Here is an 18,188-nt window from a genome sequence, read left to right on the forward strand (position 1 = left end):
CAGGATATACTTTGCTAAAATTTGTAACAATATTAAGGAGGCGTTATGGCTGTATATGTAGAGGACCATCCTCTCATCAAACATAAACTGGGACTTATGAGACAAAAGGATATCAGCACCAAGGATTTCAGAGAGCTTGCCTCTGAAGTGGCCAGGCTGCTGACCTATGAAGCGACCAAAAACCTTACCGTTGAAAAAAAAGTCATTGAGGGCTGGGCCGGAAAAGTGGAAATTGAAAAAATAAAAGGGAAAAAAATCACCATTGTTCCCATCCTGCGGGCAGGTTTGGGCATGATGGACGGGGTGATTGATCTGATTCCCTCGGCCAAGGTTTCTGTGGTGGGATTCTACAGAAATGAAGAAACCCTCAAACCGGTCCAGTATTATTTCAAGACAGCCAACGCATTAGAGGAAAGGACCGCCCTGATTCTTGACCCCATGCTGGCCACCGGCGGCACCCTCATTGCCACCATTGACCTGCTCAAAGAGGCGGGCTGCAAAAAGATCAAGGGATTGTTTCTCGTGGCAGCTCCCGAAGGAATCGCCAAGGTCGAGGCAAAACACCCGGACGTGGATATTTATACGGCCAGTGTGGATGAATGTCTCAACGAAGTCGGTTACATCCTTCCCGGACTGGGGGATGCCGGCGATAAAATTTTCGGAACAAAATAATATCAACCCTAACATATAAAAAGGAAAATCATTACAATGCCCCAGACCTCTCCATCCTCAACGGAATACAACTTCCAGATTAAAGATTGTTTCCTGGGTGCCCAGATGCTTTTTGTGGCTTTTGGTGCCCTGGTTCTGGTTCCTTTGCTCACCGGACTCAACCCCAATGTGGCCTTGTTCACCGCAGGACTGGGGACCATTGTCTTCCAGGTGGTCACCCGGGGAAAGGTACCTGTATTTTTAGCCTCTTCCTTTGCCTTTATCGCTCCGATCATCTACGGAGTTAAAACCTGGGGCATCCCCGGAACCATGTGCGGCCTGGCCGCAGCAGGTGTGGTCTATATTCTTTTAAGCCTGCTGGTCCGCTGGCAGGGAAGCGGGATCATCAAACGGGTATTGCCGCCGGTGGTCACAGGACCTGTCATCATGGTCATAGGGCTCATCCTGGCCTCGGTTGCCGTGCACATGACCATGGGAAAAACCGGGGACGGCGCCATTGTTCTGTTTCCCCAGGCCCAGGCCATGACCGTGGGACTCTGCGCCCTGGGCACTACCATTCTGGTCTCCATTCTGGGCAAAGGACTGCTCCGCCTCATTCCCATTCTCTGCGGCATTGCCGTGGGATATGGATTGGCCCTGTTTTTCGGATTTGTTGATTTTTCTCCCATTGGCAAGGCAGCCTGGCTGGCCATGCCGGACTTTGTTCTGCCCGAGTGGAACCTGGAAGCCATCTTTTATGTGGTACCCATTGCCATTGCCCCGGCCATTGAGCATTTCGGGGATGTGGTCGCCATATCCGACGTCACCGGCAAGGACTATCTTGAAGATCCCGGTATCCAGAACACCATGCTCGGAGACGGCCTTGCCACCTCCCTGGCCTCTTTTATGGGCGGCCCCCCCAACACCACCTATTCAGAGGTCACAGGCGCGGTTGCCCTGACCAAAATGTTCAACCCGGCCATCATGACCTGGGCGGCCATTGCAGCCATGCTCCTGGCATTTGTGGGCAAACTCGGTGCCCTGCTCCAGACCATTCCCACACCGGTCATGGGCGGGATCATGCTCCTGCTCTTCGGTGCCATCATGGTAGTAGGCCTCAACACCCTGGTTCGTTCCGGGGACGATCTAATGGAAGCCCGGAATTTATCCATTGTGGCCCTGATCCTCATCTTCGGCATCGGCGGCATGAGCTTTTCCGCAGGCCAGTTCCAGCTCCAGGGCATCGGTCTTGCCGGTATTCTGGGTGTGACACTCAACCTGGTTCTGCCAAAATCCCGGGAGTAAACAGGTTCTGATCAGATAGATTCATCCCCGGGCACCACACAGGTGTCCGGGGATTTTTTTTATCAAATAGGATCAGCCAGGCCTCAACCCATCATCAAAGGCAGCCTTAAAATGGATTTTGCAAAAGAGATAGAAGAGATAAAAAACCAGATGGCCAAAATCGAGGTTCTCATCAAAGAGACCCGGGACCGGCTGCCGGCCCATTCAACCAAACCCATGATCATGATGGAACTTTTAGATCATGAAGATGCGTATGAAAGGCTTGCCGCCCGCCTTGCTCTCATTAGAAAAAAGGCAAAACAACGCCAAAGCCAAGACCCCAAACCCTGCTGACCAGATCCTCTTTTTTCATTTGCCAGGGCTGGCCCCTGGAATTTTCCCCTTGTCAAACCAATACCGGGCCAGATACAAAAAGGGAGTATCTGCTGCACCCACCACCCATTTTAAAAGATAGGTGGTCCAGAAGATTTCCACCAGCACGCCTGCCGGATAGACCCCCCAGAAGGCCAAAAGGGTAAACACCGTAGAATCCACAAGCTGGCTAACCATGGTGGAGGCATTGTTTCTCAGCCAGAGAAATTTCAAAGCCGGAAACCGGTTCCGCCAAAAATCATAGGCCCAGACATCATGGGTCTGGGAAAAAAGATATGCCAGGAGACTGGCCCCAGCGATCCTGGGCATGAACCCGAAAATTGTTTCCAGGCTTTTTTGGGCAAAATCATCTGCTGCCGGGGTAAAATAAAGGGCCAGGTTCATGAGAACCGTCATGGCCACCAGGGAAAAAAGCCCGAGGTAAACGGCCTTCTGGGCCTCTTTTTTGCCATAAATCTCAGACAAAATATCGGTGACCAGAAAAGAGGATGCATATACAATATTGCCCAGGGTGGCGGTGATGCCGAAAAGTTCCACCAGCTTGATCACCTGGATATTGGCCACCACGGCAGCCAGGGGCACCCAGGCATAAAGGCCCATGCGGCCGAAAAAACGATATGCAATCAGAATAAAGCCAAAATTGACGGCCAGCATGGCCAGCCAGAAAAGTTCGTTCAAGGAAAACCTCCAGTTTTGTTAAGGCGGGTGCTGTGACCGCCGGTTAAAATAATACTCAAGACAGCAGTAAGTATCAGTTTTTCCGTGTAAAATCAATGTCAAATATCATCTGGCAGGATTCAGGTAGATACAAATCAGACATGGGATTGGAGCCCGCCTTTAAAAAGAGAGCACTGCCCCGGCCAATACCAGGTACCGAAAAAATTTTCCCAGGGTTACCAGACAAATAAAGACCCCAAGATTTACCCGAAGTCCGCCGGCAGCCAGGGTCAGGGGATCTCCGATCACCGGGACCCAGGCCAGGAGCAAACTTGCGGTTCCCCAGGATTGAAACCGTGCCCTGGCCTGCTCAACCTGGCCGGGCGAAATTTGGGAGATCTTCCTTGCCGCCCATTCACTGCCCGCAAGCCCCATCCAATAGTTGACCAAAGATCCTAAGACATTTCCAACCGTGGCCGCCCCGATCACCTGAACCGGATCAAAATCCTGGGCCAGCAATAATACCAGAATGGCCTCGGACCCCAAAGGGAGAATCGTGGCTGCCAGAAAGGCGGATAAAAACATCCCGCCAAGGCCGAGACCTGCAAAAGCCGTCATGAAAAATCCTGACTATTGAAACAGCTTGAAAAGGGCCTGGGTGCCGTTTTCCCCATATCCCTTTTCTGCCATTTCCCGGTACAGGGAATAGGCCAGATCAAGGCCGGGGGTATCAAGGTTCATGGTTTTGGCTGAATCCCGTGCAATGCCCATATCCTTGATAAAATGTTTGATAAAAAATCCGGGCTGGTCATCTTCATCTATGATCCTGGGGCCCAGGTTGTTCAAAGACCATGATCCTGCTGCGCCCTGGCCAATGCTCTTGAGCACGGTTTCAGGGTCAAGGCCGGATTTTTTGGCATAGGCCAAAGATTCGCACACCGCCACCATGCCTGCTGCAATGGCGATCTGGTTGGCCATTTTCGTGTGCTGGCCGGATCCGGCCTTGCCCTGGTATACAATATTTTTTCCCATGACATCAAAAACAGGCCGGGCAGCATCAAAGGCAGGCTCATCCCCGCCGACCATGATGGAGAGCGTGGCATTTTTCGCCCCAAGATCCCCGCCGGAGACCGGGGCGTCCAATACCTGGATGCCTTTTTCCATCCCGGCCTTGTACAATTGTTCAGCAAGCCCCGGATCCGAGGTGGTCATATCAACGGCAATGGTGGCGGCCCGGGCATTTTCCAATATGCCCTGAGTCCCCAGATAAATCTGCTCTACATCAGAAGGATATCCCACAATGGAGATGACCATATCCGATGCTGCCGCAAGATCCCCCGGAGTCTCTGACCAGAGAGCGCCTTTTTCGACAAGGTCCCGGGCCTTGGACTGGGTCCGGGTATATAGATTCAAGGCATACCCCGCGTCAAGAAGATGGCCTGCCATGGAATGACCCATGACCCCGAGGCCGATAAACCCGATAGTTTGAATATTCATTTTCATTCCTTAATTTAAATTGAATTTTCTCAACTTCATTATTGACAGGTTTTACCAGGTTAATCAATATGGGATATCCATACCATAAACGACCAGGGAGAATGACCATGACCCGACTGCTGCTGAAAAACGGAACCATTGTAGACGGTAAAGGCACAAAAAAGTACACAGGGGACCTGCTCATCAAAGGCGATAAGATTGAAGCTCTGGCACCGGGACAGATCACCGCAGAGGCTCCGGTCATGGACTGCACCGGAAAAGTGATTGCCCCGGGATTCATTGATGCCCACTCCCACAATGACTGGTTTGTAACCAATGCTCAAACGCCCGAATTAACCTGCCCGTTCGCAGAACAGGGTATTACCACCTTTATCGGCGGCAATTGCGGATTTGCAGCATTTGGCCTTGAGAAAAACTCTCCTTTTAAATCCTTTATTGAAGATCACAACCTCTTTAAAGAAGGGACCCCCGAACTGGAATGGGCCTCTTTGGCCGAGTATATTAAAATTTTGGAAGACCCGGGCAGCACACACAACCAGGCCGTTTTGGCAGGGCACGGAACGGCCAGGGCATCCATTCAGGGCTGGGATCCTGCCGGACTGTCAAAGGCGAAGCTTGACCGCCTGGTCTATCTTTTGGAAGAGTCCATGGACGAGGGGGCCAAGGGAGTCTCCTTTGGATTCCAGTATGCCCCGGGCATATTTGCATCCCAAGAGGAAATTCAAACCATTGCCCGGAGGGTCCGGTCAAAGGACAAGATTATTACCATCCACTTAAAAGCCTATTCAGCCATATCCCCCACCTACCCGATAATCCCATTCGGCAAAGCCCATAATCTCATTGCCCTGGAAGAGGCCCTGAACCTGGCAAGGCAGACAGGGGTAAGGCTCCAGCTCTCCCACATGATCTTTGTGGGCCAAAAAACCTGGAAGACCTTTGACAAGGCCATGGCCCTCATTGACCAGGCCGTTAAAGACGGGGTGGATCTCATGATGGACACCTATTCTTACCATTGCGGGGCATCCATTATCACCGTACTCATGCCCGACTGGTTCATGGCCCGGACCCCCCAAAGCTATACAGATAAAACCATGATTTTCAAAGCACGGATGCTGGCCGCCATTTCCTTTAAACTGCTCGGGTTCGGGTTTGAGGATATCCAAATCGCCTCGGCCGTCCACCCGCCCTTTGAACAATTTAACGGCATGTTTTTATCAGACATTGCAAAACAGCGAAAAAAGGCCTCCTTTGAAAATTATATGGATTTTGTCCGCGAGAGCCAGGGCATTGCAAGGGTGCTCATGCATGGATATACCAATCCTGAAATCGTCAAGGAACTGATGACCCACCCCCTGTCCTTGTACATGACAGATGCCTGGGCTGAACCCGAAGGTCTGCAGAATCCAGGGGCCTATGGCTGCTTTCCCAAATTTTTGCAGACGGCCAGGGAAGATCATTTGCTCTCCTTGGAAAAAACGGTCCAAAAGATGACCGGAGATACCGCCAAACGGTTTAATATCAAGGACCGGGGCATCCTTGAAAAAGGATGTGCAGCAGATATCACGGTATTTGACTGGAAAGGGATAAAGGATAATACCACCCTAAAAAATACCGATGCCAAGCCCTCGGGTATTGACTCGGTATTCATAAACGGAGTAGAGGTGGTTAAAAAAGGAAAGGCAGATAAAACCCTGCGGCCCGGCCGTTTTCTGGGCTGATGCCAACCTTTTGGAAAGGGGGCGGCCCCCTGTTTTTCACTGACGCGCAAACAAATGATGGCGGCAACGCCATTTACCAGAGGAAAAGATCATGGATACCCTGTTAATCGTTACCGCATTTCTGTTCGGGTTTGCCGCCAGGCAAATCGGGCTTCCGCCTCTGGTGGGATTTCTGGCCGCAGGATTTGCCTTGAATATGATGGGGGTAGCCCCCACCCCAACCCTTTATGAACTCTCTGACATCGGTATTATCCTCCTGCTTTTCAGCATCGGTCTGAAGGTCAAGATAAAGGAATTGCTGATCCCCCAGGTCTGGGGGGTGGCAGCGCTTCATATGGCCGGAACCATCATTCTCATGGGGCTGGTCCTTTTTGGCTTCAGCCTGGCAGGCGTTCTTTACTTTGCCCGCCTGGATATGACCCAGGCCCTGATGATTGCCTTTGCCTTGAGCTTTTCCAGCACCGTGTTTGCCGTCAAAATTCTCGAAGAAAAAGGGGATATGGGCTCAAATCAGGGGCGTTTGGCCATTGGGATCCTCATCATGCAGGATTTGTTTGCCGTTATTTTCATTACCCTCTCTTCAGGGAAATGGCCTTCGCCCATGGCCATCGGTCTTTTGGGACTGTATTTTTTAAGAAAACCCCTGTCCATGCTGCTGAACCGCAGCGGGCATGGAGAACTTCTGGTGCTCCTGGCCTGTATTCTGCCCATTGCCGGGGCATCCGTGTTTGAATATGTGGGACTCAAGCCGGACCTGGGCGCCCTGATCCTGGGAATGCTTCTGGCAGGTCATCCCAAAACCGATGAGCTGGCCAAGGCCATGTTCGGATTTAAGGATCTCTTTTTGGTGGGATTTTTTCTGACCATCGGCATGGCTGAGCTGCCTGTGATTGAAATGGCATGGACCGCCATGATTCTTGTGGCCTTTATCCCCCTCAAGGCGGTGTTGTTCTTTATTTTACTCACCCGGTTCTCCCTGCGATCCCGCACGGCCCTGCTCACCACCATGAACCTGGCCAATTACAGCGAATTCGGCCTCATTGTCGGTGCCCTGGGGGTCAACCAGGGGTGGCTGGGCAGTGAATGGCTGGTGATTCTGGCCGTGGCCCTGTCCGTCTCCATGGTGGCGGCCTCTCCGACAGTAAGTTTTTCAAGTCAGGTTTACAGCCGGTGGAATCATTTTTTTCAAAAATTTGAAAAAAAGAAACGGCTGCCCGCGGATATACAGATAGATACCCAGGATGCCTGTGTTGCGGTTTTCGGCATGGGCCGGGTGGGTACAGGCGCCTATGATAACCTGCGCAAAAAATACGGCCAACAGATTATCGGGGTGGATTCAAATCTGTCCCAGGTGGCCTATCACCTGGACAAAGGACGGAATGTCATCCACGGGGATGCTGAAGACTGTGATTTCTGGCAGCGGGGATTTGAAGGGGGCTTCAACATCTCTCTGGTTCTGCTAACCATGCCCCATGCGGCCAATCTGGCCGGGGCCAGGCAGATCTCCGAATTTTCCCACGCCACCACCCTGGCAGCCACCGCAACCTTTGATGATGAAATTGATCCTTTAAAAATAGCCGGGGTGGACCAGGTATTTAACATTTATTCCGAGGCCGGGGCCGGTTTTTCAAACCATATCAGCCAAATTGCAGATGACCTGAAAAAACAACCCAGGTCTAAAGCAGACCATGGAAGGGCTGCCGACGCTTTGATTTGACTGCAACCGCCCGGAATTTTTATTCTTGTTGATAAAAAAACTTGCTTTTTATCCGAAAAAACGGCAGGATACGCACTGCTTTTGAACCACGGGACCCATTCCTGTGGTTTTTTTATTTTATTTACAAGGAACAATACCACCAATGATCACTGCAAACAACGTCACCCTGGCCTATGGCAAACGGGTGCTTTTCAAAGACGTTAATATCATGTTTAAACCCGGCAACTGCTATGGCCTTATCGGTGCCAACGGCGCGGGAAAATCCACCTTTTTAAAAATTCTTGCCGGAAATATCGAGTCAGACTCAGGCAATGTGTCTGTGGGTCCCAAAGAAAGAATTGCCGTACTTCGCCAGGACCATTTTGCCTTTGACGAAAACAGGGTGCTGGACACAGTGATCATGGGGCATAAAGCGCTATACACCATCATGGCTGAACGGGAAACCCTCTATGCCAAGCCTGATTTTTCAGATGAGGACGGTATCCGGTCCGGAGAGCTTGAACTTGAGTTTGAGGAGATGAACGGGTATGAAGCAGAATCCGATGCCGCCGTTCTCCTGAAGAATCTGGGAATTGCCGAAGAGCTTCACACCAAAAACATGAAGGAACTGGAAGGAGGGGAAAAAGTGCGGGTTCTCCTTGCCCAGGCTCTGTTCGGCAACCCGGATGTGCTCCTGCTGGATGAGCCCACCAACAACCTGGACATCACCTCCATTGCCTGGCTCCAGGAATTTTTATTCCGGTTTAAGAACACAGTAATCGTGGTCTCCCATGACCGGCATTTCATGAACCAGGTCTGCACCCATATTGCCGACATCGATTTTGGCCAGATCGCCGTGTATGTGGGCAACTATGATTTCTGGTACCAGGCAAGCCAGCTGAACCTCAAGCAGAAACAGGCTGACAACAAGCGGGTTACGGACCGGGCAAATGAGCTCAAATCCTTTATCCAGCGGTTCTCTTCCAATGCCTCCAAGTCCAAGCAGGCCACTTCCAGGAAAAAATTGCTGAAAAAACTCACCATTGAAGACATGCCGGTCTCTTCCAGAAAATATCCCTTTATCAGCTTTACCCCGGAACGGTCCTGCGGCAACATCATTCTGGAAGTGGAAAACCTGACCAAGACCATTGACGGAGAAAAGGTGCTGAACAATGTCAGTTTCACCGTGAACAACGGGGACAAGATCGCCTTCATGGGAGCCAACAGCCTGGCCAAGACCACCCTTTTTCAGATTATTGCAGGAGAGATGGAACCGGACTCGGGCAGCTACCGATGGGGAACCACCATCACCCAGTCCTATTTTCCCAATGAACACAGCCAGTTTTTCACAAAAGACCTCACCCTCATTAACTGGCTGCTGCAATATGCCCCGCCCAAGGAAGGGGAAAGCTTTGCCAGAACCTTTTTAGGACGGATGCTTTTTTCAGGAGACGAGGCCACCAAAAAGACCGGCATATTGTCCGGGGGGGAAAAAGTCCGGTGCATGCTGTCTCGCATGATGCTGGCCCAGTCCAATGTCCTGATCCTGGACGAACCCACCAACCACCTGGACCTGGAATCCATCACCGCCCTGAACAACAGCCTGGTCAAATTCAAGGAGGTGGTGCTGTTCACCTCCCATGACCACGAATTTATCAATACCGTGGTGAACCGCATCATCGAACTGACGCCCCATGGCGTCATTGACCGCCTCATGACCTTTGACGAGTATCTGGACAGCAAGGAAGTGGCAAAAACCAGAGAGACCATGGGTAAAAAAGCCGCCTGACTCACCAGCCGCATGAATACATGAAAAACCAAGCCCCCCTCAATTAAGGGGGGCAAGTACCTATCACCCATGGCGAATTAAATTCCTTAATTCCCTAGAAAAACGCCATCCCGACTTTCTCTATTGATTTCCATTAATGAATCAAATATAGAACTAAACATCTTTAATCCTTCGATATTTAAAAGTAAGGGACAGGGCGGAGCTATGCCCTACAGATCCAGGGGGCTTTTCATTTCCTTAATAGTTCTGGATACAATGGTGTGGGTATAAATCATGGTGGTTCTTACATCGCTGTGGCCCAGCAATTCCTGAATCGTCCGGATATCGTAATTGGCCTGGAGAAGATGGCTGGCAAAACTATGGCGAAAGGTATGGGCGGTTGCCCGTTTCAAAAGATTTGCCTTTCCCACAGCCCTTTTAATGGCCTTTTGCACATGAGTATCGTGGTAGTGATACCGCCGGTATTCATTAACCTCTGGCAAATAAGTCAATTTCCGGGCAGGAAAAAACCATTGCCAGATCAGTTCCTTACCTGAATTGGGATATTTTTTTTCAAGTGCTCCGGGTAGGAATACGCCGGCATAACCGGTTTCCAGATCTTCCCGGTGTATGGCAATCACCTTTTTCACCTGGGCATTCAGCTCCGGCCTGATAGATTCCGGCAGGGGAACAGCCCGGTCCTTTTTGCCTTTACCGTCATGGATCGTCAATATCATCTGGTCAAAATTAAAATTATTAATCCTCAGCTTCATACATTCACCCAACCGAAGGCCGCATCCATATAGTAATCTCACCACAAGATTTTCAGGATAAGACAGATGCCGGATCACGGCATTAATTTCTTTTCTGGACAACACCACAGGAATATAAGGTTTTCTTTTAGCCCTGACCACTCCGTCCATTTTCCCGAATTCCTTTTTCAATACATGCCGGAAAAAGAAAAGCAGTGCATTAAACGCCTGGTTCTGGGAAGAGGCCGCCACCTTCTTTTAAACGGCAAGAGAGGTCAAAAACGCTTTTACATCTTCAGGAACCAGGGTTTCAGGCAGCTTCTCTTTTGCATGATACCTCAGTTTTTCCGCCCACAGAGAATACGCCTTCAACGTCTTGGGAGAATAATGCCTCAGTTTGATCTCATTACCCAGCAACGCCATAGCCTTGTCCCATGGCGAAGACTGCTTTCCAGCCCTATAGGGCAAATATCGTTCTTTTACATGATCCCCGGGCGTAACCAGCGGTGGCCTGGATGTCAATCCGGAATAATACAATTTCACGGCTCCCGCAGCCTGGTCTTGCTGCGCCAAGGTTTGATTTTTTTCTTTCAGCTTGTTCAAAAACAAATAAAGACTGGCATTATCAGCATAGGCCTGTCTGTATTTTTTACAAAAATCCAGGTAATACCTGAGCCATTTTATATACCCCGTGTGGACAGTGGCAGGTATATTGTTTTGCCGAAGCAATACTTGATATTTCTCAAGAAGTTTTGTCGGTACCCCCCTGTGTCAGCATAGATGTCGCCTCAACTGAAATTTTTTTGGGGCATTAAGGCGACGAACATGGGATATTCTATCCAGGTAAAAGAAGCTGTGTTACAAAAGGTTCTACAAGGAAACAAACCTCACCATGAAATAGCAATGGAATATGGGATTGGCCGCTCAACAATCGGCAAATGGCTGAGGCAATATAAAGATAATGGTGGTATCAATTTGACATCAAAAGAAAAACGACCAAGAGACTGGACTTCTGAAGAACGTATAACCGCTTTAATAACAACCGGTTCTATGTCTGCGGAAGAATGCGCCTCCTGGTGCCGTAAAAAAGGCATTTTCCCTCATCACCTGGAACAGTGGAAAAAAGATGCCATCTCAGGGATGACAGCAAACGCAGGTAAAAAACAGTCTGAAACTGAAAAGCAATTACGAAAAAAGGTTTCGGTCTTAAAAAAGGATCTAAACCGTAAAGAAAAGGCCTTGGCAGAAACCGCAGCCTTGTTGGTTCTCAAAAAAAAAGCCCAGGCAATCTGGGGGGAGCCCGAGGAAGATCGATATCCTCTAAAGACAAACAATCGGTTTTGCAATTGATCTCGGAAGATTGTAAGTCAGGCGCCAGGAAAAACATGGCCGCCAGATTATTGGGGCTTACGATCCGAACACTTCAACGCTGGGCCAAAAGCGGGATGACTGATAAACGTAAAGGATCTCGTGCTACGCCTGCAAACAAAATGTCCGATGCAGAACGGCAGCAGATCATTAAAATCCTTGAATTTCCTGAATTTGCAGGATTGAACCCAAATCAAATAGTACCAAGACTTGCTGATCAAGGCATTTTTCTTGGGTCTGAGTCGACAATGTATCGAATTTTAAGAATGCTGAAAATGAACGCCCATCGGGAAACCAGCAGGCCGAGTCAGAAAACCAGCCCTATTCCATTATCAACAAATGGCCCTAATCAACTATGGTCTTGGGATATTAGCTACTTACCGTCCAAAGTAAGAGGTCAATTTTATTACCTTTATATGGTGATGGATTTATACAGCCGGAAAGCAGTTGCTTGCCAGGTTTATGACTCTGAATCCGGCAAACTTGCAGCCGATCTGATAACGGATGCCTGTATCCGAGAAAAGATCTCAAAAGACCAGATCACCTTACACTCTGATAACGGTTCTCCGATGAAATCAGCAACCATGCTGGCAAAATTACAAGATTTGGGAGTGATGCCATCCTTTAGCAGACCCTCTGTCAGCAATGATAACCCGTTCTCAGAGTCGTTATTCAGAACCTTGAAATACAGGCCCGAATATCCTGAAAAGCCCTTTGAAAAGATTGTGGAAGCACGAGACTGGGCTCACCGTTTTGTACACTGGTATAATACCGAGCATCTCCACAGCAGTATTCGTTTTGTTACCCCGGAAGACAGACACACAGGTAAAGATTTTACGATCCTGAAAAATAGGCATCGAATATATCAAGAAGCCCAATTAAGGCATCCTGAAAGGTGGAGCGGAGAAACGAGGAACTGGAACCCGGTCACCGAGATTGTTTTGAAAAAGTTCAAGCGATTAAAAGCAGAAGATAAAGTTGAGAATAAAGCGGCATGACCGTTTGAATTTGGTACGGCATAGCAAAAGTCCCTCATGGGCGAGAATGGGCCTTAATTTACCCGTCGGAGGTCGTGAGGGGATTTTGCGGCAAAGGCGACAACTTGCTTGACACACACCGGTACTTGCAACATGATATAAAAGTCTGATCGGAATGTGTCAATGACAATGAGACACTTTATGCCTAAAATTAGGCTCCAATCTTATCCTTCTCTTCCTGTTCCGGTTTGTTGATCCAGGCTGCTTCTGGTAAAGCTGGTGGCCGAGGGATTTTCCCCTTAAAGCGTATTGGATTTTTAATAAACGCCTCTTTCAAAGTTCTACAGCGAGACCCATAAATCTCTTTAGCAATGCCATAATGAAACTGTTCCGGGGTTACCAGGCCAATACCAGAATGGTAATGCTCTTTGTTGTAATATCTAAAAAAATCCTGGCAAAAGGTTCTTGCATCCTCAATCGAACCAAAATGATTTGGAAATTTTGGACAATATGTCAATGTTTTAAATTGAGCTTCAGAGTAAGGGTTATCATTGCTGACGTGCGGTCTGCTGTGGGTTTTGGTTACCCCTAAATCGACAAGAAGCTGGGCAACCCCTTTGGATTTCATACTGGCTCCCCGATCTGCATGAAGTCCAAGCTGACCGGGTAATATATTTTGGTTTTCACAGGACTTCTCAATAAGCCTTTTGGCCAATGCTGTTTGTTCCCTATGGGCGACCATCCAGCCGACAACATACCTGCTGAAAATATCCATGATTACATACAGATAGAAATAAGTCCATTTTGTGACGCTTTTCAACTTGGTAATATCCCAGGACCAGACCTGATTCGGTCCGGTTGCCAGCAATTCAGGTTTTTTATATTTCGGGCGATTTACCTGCCGTCTTCGTTCCGGCACAGAACCATGTTCTTTGTGAAGAAGCCGATACATCGTTCTGATGGAGCAATAGTATTTTCCTTGGCATAGACCTGGTATGGGGCCTGGTCTCGATACGTGTCCGAGTGAAAAATATCCAAAACCGTTTGTTGTTCATCAGGATTCAAAGAAAGAGGAGAGCTGCCCCGCTTTGATTTCACCTGTTTTTTCGGAGAATAAAACCTATAAAAAGATGAGCGAGGGACACCGAAAGCCTCACATGAAGGCTTTTTCCCAAGATCGTGACTTAACGTTAGGGCGGCATTCATCAGTCGTCTCCTTTGAGGTCGTCCAGATTTTGTTGGATTCCCAGGATCTGAGAAATTTTTTTTTGGGCTTCAATGATGAGTTCCGCCTGTTTTAACTTATGCTCTAATTTAGATTTTTCTTTTTGAAGTCTGGCGACCTCTGTTGCCAATGGGTTCTTCTCTTTGGATTTCCTCCCTCGCTTTCGAGGTGCCATGGCGTTGAGAAGTCCTTTATTCCGGGCTTTGCGCCAATCGGCTAAATTTGAAGAATAGAGGCCCTCTCTTCGAAGTATCCTACCTATTCCTCCGGATTCATTGCAGTTTTCAACCTCTTGGAGAATACGCAGTTTATAAGAAGCAGTGAAATTACGCCGGGGCTTTTTCTCAGGAACTTCAGGATCAGGGATTGAATCCTGTCCCCCCAAGGAGGCACCAATTCCAGTCGCCCTATGGGCTCCTTCCATTGGTGCCTCCTTGGGGGCTGCCTGTTTTTCGGACTCTGGTAGTGGGTTCATTTTTATCGGTTTCATATAAGTATTGCCTTACCCGCCCTACACTAATTTATCAAGGGGTAAGTGTCTCACTTATATTGTCACAGAGGGAATTGGCTTATTCAAAGTGATGCTAAATGGCAAAAATTAGGCTCTTAAAGGGCGTTCAAAATTCTGTGTCAGTTGAATGAAAGCTGATATACTCAGCTAAATAAGGAGAACTGACATGACCGAAGAAAACACCGAATTTGATTTTCAAAAAGCCCTTAAAGGCATCCAGGAAGGTAAACCCTTCACAGGTAAGGGCGGCGTCCTTACATCATTAATCAAAAATCTTGCTGAAGCTGCTCTTGAAGGAGAGTTGGAGTCCCATCTCGGGCAGGAAGTTTCTGCCAACCGCCGTAATGGAAAAAGCAAAAAGACCATTAAATCCCTGGATGGTAAATTTGAGCTGGAAACCCCGCGTGACAGGGCCGGAACCTTCTCTCCACAGATCGTCAAAAAACATCAGACAACGCTCAGCGATGAAATTGAAAGAAAGATAATAGCCCTTTACGGCCTGGGCATGAGTTATAATGATATGGCTTCCCATTTACAGGAAATCTATGGACTTGAGATTTCAAATGCCACTCTGAGCACCATTACCGATAAAATCATCCATACCGTCAAAGAATGGCAGGCCAGGCCGTTGGAAAATGTGTACCCAATCATATGGCTTGATGCCATACATTATAAAGTACGAGAAAACGGAAAGGTCGGCAGCAAAGCCGTTTACACAATTCTTGGGGTGAATATCGAGGGCCGCAAAGAGGTTCTTGGGCTGTACATATCCGAGAATGAGGGTGCGAACTTCTGGCTGCAGGTGTTAACAGACCTTTCAAACCGAGGGGTAAAAGATATCCTGATTGCCTGTGTTGATGGTCTAAAAGGTTTTCCCGAGGCCATTGAGACCATATTCCCGGACACAGAAGTTCAACTCTGCGTAGTCCACCAGATCCGAAATTCATTGAAATACGTTGGTTCCAAAAATAAAAAGGAATTTATGGCAGATCTAAAACGTGTTTATAAAGCGGTCAATAAGGATCTGGCCGAAGAAGAACTGGATATCTTGGAAAATAAATGGAATGACAAATACCCGATTGTGATAAAATCCTGGCGGAACAACTGGGAACGCCTCAGTCATTTCTTTAAATATCCAGAAGAGATTCGACGGATAATATACACCACAAATACCATTGAGGCTGTGCATCGACAGTTTCGAAAACTGACCAAAACAAAGGGATCATTCCCGAACCAGGACAGCCTGTTAAAGCTGCTTTACATGGGGATCCAGAACGCCAGTAAAAAATGGACAATGCCGATTCAAAATTGGTCACTGACAATTTCCCAGTTGGCAATTTTCTTTGAAGGCCGGCTGGATAAAGAGCTGGGAATTTGATAGGGATTTATTTACAGATGGAAAAGATGGTTCCAGGAACTCCACTCCAGCAAAAGTCAACTCCTCCGACGTGGCTGATTGAAGGCCCATTCTCGGACCTGACTTTTACTTCCGCTGGCGCTGAGGCAGATCCGGGAACCGAAACCGTGACACAGAATTCTGAACATTCCCTAAAAACCTGATTTTTAACCCCACATTCTGAATGGACAAACATATTGATCTGACAATGAAACCTGGCTTGACTCTATGCATCATCCTTATGGGGGCCCTTATCTTTCCCCAATTTAGCCTGGCAGCTCCCCCTCATCTCCTGGTCGGTTCTGTGTCCGAGGACACCAAAAATGGCGTTAATGCAAAAATTCTTACGACCATTGCCGCATCCATAGATGCCGACATTATCTTTAAATACGCCCCATTCAAACGCCGTTTGATCATGATGAAAAACGGGGATATTGATATGAGCTGCGGTCTGCTCAAAAACAATGAACGGGCAGAATATATCCACTATATTCTGCCCCCTTACAAAAACAGATCTGACACAATTTTCTTTGTCAAAAAGGGACAGGCCGGTAGAATTAAAACCTATGAAGATCTGGCCGGCCTTAAAATAGGGGTGATCAGAGGGGCACGCTTTTTTGAACAATTTGATACAGATCAAACATCAAACAAGGATTATTGTGAACAGACCACAACCAATTTTCGAAAACTGATCTTCAACCGGGTGGATACGGTGATCAGCAATGAAGCGGCAGGGATTGATATCATTCACCGGCTCGGCATCTCAAACCAGGTGGAGATGTCAAATTTCAGGTTCAGCAAAGAAAAACATGTCTATATCGGCATTTCAAAAAAATCCCATCTCATGGACAAGATACATCTTTTAGAACCCAGGATAAAAGAGATGATCAACACCCAAAAAATATCACAAATTATCACCCGCCATTACAGAGAACTGGGCGTTCCCGTGCCCGCCTTTTAGCTGGTATCCTCTCCCTCTATAGGCCAGTCTCCAAAGGCCTTTAAATACTTTTTCGCATCTCCAGGGCCTGTTCATTTTCAGGATCAATACGCAGAACTTCGGTGATGACCTCGTCTGCCTGAATGATCTTTTTTTGAATAAAATAAAGCCGGGCAATTTTGAGTTTTGAATTCACCGGCTGGACCATATTCCGGTCTGCAGCCAGAAAATATTCCAGGGCAGTATCCTCTTCTTCCAGGGCTTCGAAGACCAGGCCGGCCTTGTAGAGCAAGCCATGATTCGAGGGGAATTCCTTGAGCAGGCGAAGAAGCAGAGACCTTGCAAATCGGTGCTCTTTTTTTTCCATGCACAGATCCAACACCTCTTCTTTTATGGGCAGATTTTTTTCAAGTTTACCAATGAGCTTGGACAAAAGTGTCACTGCCAAATCATTTTGATTTAAGGATAAGAGCTGACGGCCTTTTTTAATGGCATCCGCATTAAACCGATTTGTCAGGGCCAGAACCTCACAGTCGTACCGGACAGACTGGCTCCAATTTTCTTTCTTCCAATAATAATTGGCAAGCAGATGGCGGCTCACCGCATCCTGAAGATTGGCAGACACCGCTTGGACAAGGCATTTTTCCATGGCAGCGATTTTGCCTGTTTTCCCGTAGAGAATCGCCAGGTTCCGTTTGAGCCTTGACGCATTGGGCCTCATGGCCACGGCTCTTTCCTGGCAGACAACCGCCTGTTCAAGTTGTCCTGCCTCTTCAAGGGAACGGACTTTACGCACAAGAACAGTGGCATCATCCGGGTGATTCACCCGCTGGACAACCTGGAAAATTTTTTCTTCCAGCATTGCAGGGGTCAACGGCTTTAACAAATACCCGTCCACTTCAATTTCAGCAACTTGGTAGACAATATCGCGCTCACACTCTGCCGTGACCATAAGTACGGGCAGGTCCCGAAAATTCTTATCACTGCGGATGGCATCCAGCATCTGGGCACCGGTCATCACCGGCATTTTCCAGTCCACAATGGCTAAATCCACGGCATTTTCGTGAAGGCATTTCATCCCTTCAGCCCCGTTCTCAGCAAAAAAGATGGTTCTCCCGATATTCAAATGCCTCAGGATTTTTTTAATTATGGACCGCATGCTTTTCATGTCGTCCACAATGAGGATGGACATATTTTCAGGATCAATCATATGATATCGCAGCAATTCCCCACAACCATCCCATGGATGGTTTTCAATTTTTTATTACGATACTGTTAAATTCATGGGGACTAATACCATAATCTGAACAAAATAATCAATCTTTAACACAGGCTGGTTCCGAATTTGAAAAACG

At 48.1% G+C, this 18,188-nt stretch carries 14 protein-coding genes and 2 pseudogenes; 10 read left to right on the top strand and 6 right to left on the bottom strand.

The window, feature by feature from the left end:
* Positions 1–45 precede the first annotated feature (45 nt).
* The 3 genes from upp (at position 46) to HUN05_23750 (ending at position 2,289) form a co-directional block, all read left to right on the top strand.
* On the top strand, positions 46–672 hold the full coding sequence (upp, locus tag HUN05_23740) for a uracil phosphoribosyltransferase (protein WDP87776.1): 627 nt from the start codon (positions 46–48) through the stop codon (positions 670–672).
* A gap of 36 nt (positions 673–708) precedes the next feature.
* Complete coding sequence (locus tag HUN05_23745) at positions 709–1,956, top strand: uracil-xanthine permease (GenBank protein WDP87777.1); 1,248 nt, start codon at positions 709–711, stop codon at positions 1,954–1,956.
* Between the two features lie 111 nt (positions 1,957–2,067).
* Positions 2,068–2,289 (top strand): hypothetical protein, encoded by a 222-nt coding sequence (locus HUN05_23750; GenBank protein ID WDP87778.1) that lies wholly within the window; start codon positions 2,068–2,070, stop codon positions 2,287–2,289.
* 15 nt (positions 2,290–2,304) lie between these two features.
* On the opposite strand, the gene HUN05_23755 is transcribed toward HUN05_23750, so the two are convergent.
* The 3 genes from HUN05_23755 to HUN05_23765 all read right to left on the bottom strand — a co-directional run bounded on the left by HUN05_23755 (position 2,305) and on the right by HUN05_23765 (position 4,482).
* Positions 2,305–3,006 (bottom strand): queuosine precursor transporter, encoded by a 702-nt coding sequence (locus tag HUN05_23755; protein ID WDP87779.1) that lies wholly within the window; start codon positions 3,004–3,006, stop codon positions 2,305–2,307.
* 159 nt (positions 3,007–3,165) lie between these two features.
* The gene (locus HUN05_23760) at positions 3,166–3,603 is read right to left on the bottom strand and encodes a DedA family protein (GenBank protein WDP87780.1); all 438 of its coding nucleotides are present in this window, start codon (positions 3,601–3,603) and stop codon (positions 3,166–3,168) included.
* Positions 3,604–3,615: 12 nt separating this feature from the next.
* Positions 3,616–4,482, bottom strand: a complete 867-nt coding sequence (locus HUN05_23765; GenBank protein ID WDP87781.1) for an NAD(P)-dependent oxidoreductase — start codon at positions 4,480–4,482, stop codon at positions 3,616–3,618.
* A gap of 107 nt (positions 4,483–4,589) precedes the next feature.
* On the opposite strand from HUN05_23765, the gene HUN05_23770 reads away from it, so the two are divergent.
* From HUN05_23770 to HUN05_23780, 3 genes are all read left to right on the top strand, one after another.
* Positions 4,590–6,200 carry an amidohydrolase family protein gene (locus HUN05_23770; GenBank protein ID WDP87782.1) on the top strand — a complete coding sequence of 537 codons (1,611 nt, stop codon included), beginning with the start codon at positions 4,590–4,592 and terminating at the stop codon, positions 6,198–6,200.
* A 91-nt stretch (positions 6,201–6,291) separates the two neighbouring features.
* Positions 6,292–7,917, top strand: coding sequence for a cation:proton antiporter (locus HUN05_23775; GenBank protein WDP87783.1), 1,626 nt, complete (start codon positions 6,292–6,294; stop codon positions 7,915–7,917).
* A gap of 142 nt (positions 7,918–8,059) precedes the next feature.
* The gene (locus tag HUN05_23780; GenBank protein ID WDP87784.1) at positions 8,060–9,685 is read left to right on the top strand and encodes an ATP-binding cassette domain-containing protein; all 1,626 of its coding nucleotides are present in this window, start codon (positions 8,060–8,062) and stop codon (positions 9,683–9,685) included.
* A gap of 209 nt (positions 9,686–9,894) precedes the next feature.
* Here the strand turns inward: HUN05_23780 and HUN05_23785 are convergent.
* Positions 9,895–11,145: pseudogene (locus HUN05_23785) on the bottom strand (integron integrase).
* 96 nt (positions 11,146–11,241) lie between these two features.
* Between HUN05_23785 and HUN05_23790 the strand changes: the two are divergent.
* Both HUN05_23790 and HUN05_23795 read left to right on the top strand, forming a co-directional pair.
* Positions 11,242–11,766: a transposase gene (locus HUN05_23790; protein WDP87785.1), complete on the top strand. Its 525-nt coding sequence runs from the start codon at positions 11,242–11,244 to the stop codon at positions 11,764–11,766.
* Complete coding sequence (locus HUN05_23795; GenBank protein ID WDP87786.1) at positions 11,763–12,782, top strand: IS3 family transposase; 1,020 nt, start codon at positions 11,763–11,765, stop codon at positions 12,780–12,782. The genes HUN05_23790 and HUN05_23795 overlap by 4 nt, the downstream gene beginning before the upstream one ends.
* Before the next feature lie 190 nt (positions 12,783–12,972).
* Here the strand turns inward: HUN05_23795 and HUN05_23800 are convergent.
* Positions 12,973–14,410, bottom strand: a pseudogene (locus HUN05_23800) (IS3 family transposase).
* A gap of 253 nt (positions 14,411–14,663) precedes the next feature.
* Between HUN05_23800 and HUN05_23805 the strand changes: the two are divergent.
* A complete protein-coding gene (locus tag HUN05_23805; GenBank protein WDP87787.1) occupies positions 14,664–15,875 on the top strand; it encodes an IS256 family transposase in 1,212 nt (403 codons plus the stop codon).
* 322 nt (positions 15,876–16,197) lie between these two features.
* On the top strand, positions 16,198–16,854 hold the full coding sequence (locus HUN05_23810; protein WDP87788.1) for a transporter substrate-binding domain-containing protein: 657 nt from the start codon (positions 16,198–16,200) through the stop codon (positions 16,852–16,854).
* Positions 16,855–16,894: 40 nt separating this feature from the next.
* Here the strand turns inward: HUN05_23810 and HUN05_23815 are convergent, their stop codons facing one another.
* On the bottom strand, positions 16,895–18,043 hold the full coding sequence (locus tag HUN05_23815; protein ID WDP87789.1) for a response regulator: 1,149 nt from the start codon (positions 18,041–18,043) through the stop codon (positions 16,895–16,897).
* Positions 18,044–18,188: the final 145 nt, after the last annotated feature.

It is taken from the genome of Desulfobacter sp., from assembly GCA_028768545.1.
Taxonomy (GTDB): Bacteria; Desulfobacterota; Desulfobacteria; order Desulfobacterales; family Desulfobacteraceae; genus Desulfobacter.